Below are 5413 nucleotides of genomic sequence, written 5' to 3' on the forward strand. Positions count from 1 at the left end.
GGAGTCAAAAAATGGGAAGGAGTTATTCATTGCATGTATCATCAAAAAAACATGCGTTAACGAATCGGAAAAGCATTAGTGGTGCATACAATCATAATTACAGAAAATATTTAGAAAGTTTACATTACAATAAAAATCAAATTATTGAATTAGTTCCAAATGCTTGCAAAACGTTTAAAGAATTTAAGCAAGTTTTTAATAATCATTTCAAGACTGCAGTAAATGAATACAACAGTAAACAAACGAAAAAAGAAAGAATCATTAAAGACTATTTCAATAAAGTTGAAAATGATCTGAAAAAAGATGTTGCTGTTGAAATCATAATTCAAGTTGCAGATATGAAATTTTGGAAAGAAAACGGAAATAAAAGAGATTTAATGAATCAAGTATTCAAAGAACAATTAGAATTTCTAAAACAAGAAGTTCCTGAACTATTAATTACAAATGCAACTATCCATCAAGATGAGGCCTCTCCACACATGCATGTCATTGCAATCCCGACTGGATATGGCTTCAAGCAAGGAATGACAATGCAATGCTCAAAAACAAGAGTATTTACTCAAAATAGGCTTTCAAGACTACAGGAAGTTATGAGAGAAAATGCTGAAATGTTGATGAAAAAATATGTAATTCAAGATTTTGAAATGGATGCAAAACAACAAGGCAGGAATCACGATTATACGAAAGAAGAATACATCGCTTTGAAAAAATCTGAAGAATTAAGAAATGAAGTAAAATCAGAACTCAAGCAAAATGATGAAATCAAGAATCAAGTGATTGCAGAACTGAATAACGAAAAAATAAAAGAACTAGAAAATCAAGAAATTACTAAAATAATAAATAAACTCAAAAATGATAATTCATTAAAAGCAAGAGCAAGACAAGAATTAAAATATGATCTGAAGAAAGATGAAAAATTTAGACTTGAAACAATGCAAACAATCGCAAGAGAAAGTAATTTTACAGAAGATGAAATTAAAGAACAAGCAATTCTATTATATTCAGAAAACAAACAGAATCGTGAAGAAATTCTAGAATCACTTAAAAATGATGAATTTTTTCAAGAAGAAATGAAAGAAAGATTTGGAAAACAAGTGATTAAAGATAGTGAAATCATAAGAGTTATGAGTAATAACGCAATTGATTATCTAATGCAAGATTTTGAAGAAGAAATTAAAAGTTATGATAATGCTTACGACTTTGTTGAAGAAATAAAAGAAACTGACACATCAGAATTTATAAGACTTCATTCAATTCTTGACGCAATAAACTTCTTTAAAATATTAAAAAACAGAAGAATTTATGATGATTTAATTAAAGAAACAAGAAAATTCTTGAATAAAATCATCGAAAAAATCGGATGGAATAATACAAACAATAAATCAGAAAATCAAGCAAAACAAAGAAACTCTGAAAACTTTAATCGAATAATATAAATAAAAAACAGATTAGATCTTGGAGAAAAAGTAACAGATGAAGAATTTGAGCATGCTAATAATTATCTCAAAATTTTAAAACACGAACTTGCAGAAACAAAAAAACAATTATATTATTTGCAAAATAAAAGCAATGATATTTTTAATTTAACTGAAAAGCAATATTTTAATTAATTATTTGAAAAACAAAAGGCACTGTTTTACAACAGAGCCTTTTTTATTTGAAAAATTATTTTTATATATTCGTTTTATTGCCTACATTTCCATATTTCGCACATCTAAAGCAAAAGCCTACCCAATATATGCCTTATCCTTTTTCCTGCCTTGTATGGAAGTCTTATGGCTATTCTGCGATATATTTCAATAAAAAACCTACCAGCCCAAAAGGTGCAACTGGTAGGCTAGGTAGGACAATGAGATATTAGAACTTAACTATTTCTGATTGTTAAAAATCAGAAACAGAACGATTATAACTATCAGAATAGCCAAATCCCAAAGAACCATTGCGACCACCCCCTGTCCGTATGCAATTGCTGTAAGGTAGCGAGCCTTACGGCAAAAACAATTATATCATAAAAAAATACCCCATTCAATAAAGAACAAGGTACTTTTTCCGCTATACTTCTGCATACAGACAGTTTTTTGTATAATTTATTATATCACTTTTCAAAATTAAACGCAAGTATTTAAAGTCATATATCTATTATCTCACAACAATAATTTTTTCCAAAATTTGCTGCCATTTTTTTCCTTTCTATTTTCCCACATTTTTATTTATCATCATTTTTTACAACAAAATCTTTTCCATTTACAAAAACTGCCTCACTATTGCTTATTGGAAGTAAATTTAATTTACTTTCATAAATTTTTATAGTTTCTTTTGCACTTTCGACAAATGGAAATTCATTATTATGTGGCAAAATATAAAAATCTGTAATATTCATTGCTTCATAATTATCCAAATCAGTAGCAATTTCCTTATTATCCATTATCTGAATGTATTCTATATTTTTAGAAGTAATAACCGCTCCAGCCGATTCTCCTATATAAAGCATTCCATTTGACATTTTGTCTTTGATAGTATCTAAAATTTTTTTACGTTTTAGTTCCTGCAATAGATAAAATGTATTTCCACCTGATACATACAAAATTTTTGTATCTTTCAATATATTTTCTATTTTTTGTTTTTCTGTTTTTGAAATATCTAAAATATTTATTGAAAATCCCAATTTCAAAAATGCTTGCTTAGCTTCGTCTACATATCCTTTATAATCTTCAGTGTTTGAAGCAGTAGGAACAAACGTAATTTCTTTTTCTGGTACATCTTTTAAAAATTCTTTCACTAAATTTTTCGTTCCTGCTAAATATGATGTCAAAAATAATTTACTCATATAAATTCCTTTCCTAACGGTCTCAACAAAATTTAATTAAATTTTACATCCGCGTATTCTATTAATTTTCTATCTCATTAAAAAAATTTTTATTTTAGATTTTACCATTTTTAACTTATTTATCAATTATAAATTGTTGTGAAATAATAGATATGTGACAACACTAAAATCATCATAGCCGTTTTTTTGCCTGTTATTTTCTTTTAACACATTTAAAGCAAAAGCCTATTCAATATATGCCTTGACCGTTTTCCGTGTAAATTTGAGAGTTCTACGGCTATTTTTCATTTGTTATTATTTAAACATAATTGTCAAACATCTGTTATAGGAATAGTAGCAATTATCTTTATTTTACTACTTAAGTTTTAATCATTTTTCTGTCATAGTATTAATAATAAAATTCATTTTTTCTTCTAGTTCTTCATCGCAAGCATTTGCTAAATCTCTTGTGTGTTGCACTAATTCATCTGTTCTAACAGCAAATAATTTGTCTAATGTCTCTAAATCAATTTCATTATTTTTATAAAGATTTAGCAAACGTTTTAGTTCAATGTTATGCATTTCTGATATCTTTTCGTAAATTTCTTTTCTTTTCATTTTTGTTCCACCTTTCTTAATTTGTTTTTAGTTCTATCAATCTTCAAGAATTTCTTCATCCATAATTCCCATGTCATTGAAATCTTCTAATTCTTCTTTTGTCATCTCTCTTGTTTCTAAATGCTTATATTTTTTAAAATGATTTTCATAGCTATGAAATGAAGTGAGTTCATAATAATTATCATCTTTTTCTATGTAATCATCGAATTCTCCTAATTCAAACAATTTTTTGTGTTCCTGAAAGCATCCATTAAATGTTAGAGTTTTTCTTCCTTTCAATGCTTTAAAAAATACATCAAACACTTCTTCACCATAATTCAGATATTCAAGATCTTTTGCTTCATACTTTGCAAGTTCTCTGAAAGATTCTTCATTTGCTTTTTTTATATGCACTTGTGTAATACTGTCATCTCTTTTACATTTTTTCCAGATTTCTAGCCATGTCTCTTGCTTTACATAATTTTCTCTAGTAAAATAATTTTCGTCTACAGCAATTAACATATGAATATGCGGATGAAAATCATTCCTGTTAGGATTGTAAGTAATTTCTGTTTTTCTAACATATCCTTTGCTTATATTTTTAAATTGTTTTCTCTGTATAAATCTTTTCAAAGATTCATATTGTTTCTGTAATTCTTTGATTAATTCGTGGCCAGGTACATTCGGTACAGTCAATGTCAGAAATAAAAACTTGTAATCATAGTTTTCTCTCAATGTTTCAAGTATTACTCCTAATGCAAATCCTTGCTTTCTGCTCCTGGTTGCAAGGCAAATTGGACAAAAGCGGTTCATACACCTGTTTGCTTTTACAACCTTTCCTGTAGATTCATCTGCAGTCAAAACTGATTGTATGAAATTACCACAATCATGGATTCTCTGAAGTGTTTTTTCACTGAAATGTTTTAACCCTAATTGCTCTAATTTTTCTTTTGTCAATTGTTTTTTTTCTAATTTTTGTAAAATTTCTTCTACTTGTCTTGATTTTGATTTCATCTTATGCTATAATCTATATACGAAGCGTGGGAATTATTTAATATTTAATATTTAATATTTAAAATAAAAAATAATTCATATAGAAAACTCCTTTCGTTTAGATTTTGATAAAATAATATTTTTTTCTTCGCAAGCTAATTATATCATTTTTCAAAAACTAAAGCAAGGAGTTTTTTCTTGTTCCATTTCTTTTGTTCTAAGAAAAAAATAAGATTTAGAAAAATGAAAGCAAAGCACTATTTTATGGGCATTAGAAAGCATTTTTTTTGCTTGAAAATCCTGTCAAAACTATGTATATTATCAAGAGAAGAAGAAACAAGTTAAAAAACAGATTTTCACATCACAAAAATTTCAGTAATAAATCATTGAACAGCAATCATTTTTTTAAAAAAATAATTACTGTTCTAATATATACACCCCCCCACCCCCCTTGTTAGGGGGGAGTTCATTTGAAAAAAGAGAAAGTCAAGTTTGAATATGTCGTTAAAAGCGATTGCAGAGCCATACAGGGCTTCAAACGATGTAAGCCTACCTTTACTACGTTAAAACCTTTCAAAGCTCTCTATGTGTCTGTAAACGTCTTAAAACGAAAAAATAACTTTTAACCCATCAATCAATTTTTGAAAAATTTTTTATAATCATAATTTTTTTAAAAAAAGACTTCTATTCCCCCAGTTTTTGCCTGGATTAATACCTTAGATGTTACACGTATTCAAAGCCTAAAAAGTGTCTGCATACCCAGTCATTTTTTTGAAGTTGATTTTTTTGATACGATTTATTAAATTCTCAATTATTTGACAAATACATAAAAACAATAAAAAGCATTGAAAATACTATTATTTTATATTTTTTTCAAATGAAAAAGGGGTCAAGGGGAATCCCCCTTGCTCCAGTAACTTGGGATACCCAAGTTGCATAGGGAGTTACCCCACTTCTTTTCAAGTGGGGTAAGCAAAGTTGACAGATTAATTTTTTTTTTGGCATAATTAAAACAAA

At 27.6% G+C, this 5413-nt stretch carries 4 protein-coding genes; 1 reads left to right on the forward strand and 3 read right to left on the reverse strand.

The genetic code is table 11. From position 1 onward, the window contains the following. Positions 1-11: 11 nt before the first annotated feature. A complete protein-coding gene (locus FVE77_RS12385) occupies positions 12-1436 on the forward strand; it encodes a plasmid recombination protein (protein WP_026745122.1) in 1425 nt (474 codons plus the stop codon). Positions 1437-2206: 770 nt separating this feature from the next. On the opposite strand, the gene FVE77_RS12390 is transcribed toward FVE77_RS12385, so the two are convergent. From FVE77_RS12390 to FVE77_RS12400, 3 genes are all read right to left on the reverse strand, one after another. Further along, entirely contained in the window at positions 2207-2827 is a 621-nt protein-coding gene (locus FVE77_RS12390) for a Type 1 glutamine amidotransferase-like domain-containing protein (protein WP_036087341.1), read from the reverse strand. Between the two features lie 369 nt (positions 2828-3196). Then, positions 3197-3424 (reverse strand): hypothetical protein, encoded by a 228-nt coding sequence (locus FVE77_RS12395; protein ID WP_026745124.1) that lies wholly within the window; start codon positions 3422-3424, stop codon positions 3197-3199. A gap of 36 nt (positions 3425-3460) precedes the next feature. After that, positions 3461-4417, reverse strand: a complete 957-nt coding sequence (locus FVE77_RS12400; protein ID WP_026745123.1) for a protein rep — start codon at positions 4415-4417, stop codon at positions 3461-3463. Positions 4418-5413 lie beyond the last annotated feature (996 nt).

Source organism: Leptotrichia hofstadii, from assembly GCF_007990525.1.
GTDB lineage: Bacteria > Fusobacteriota > Fusobacteriia > Fusobacteriales > Leptotrichiaceae > Leptotrichia > Leptotrichia hofstadii.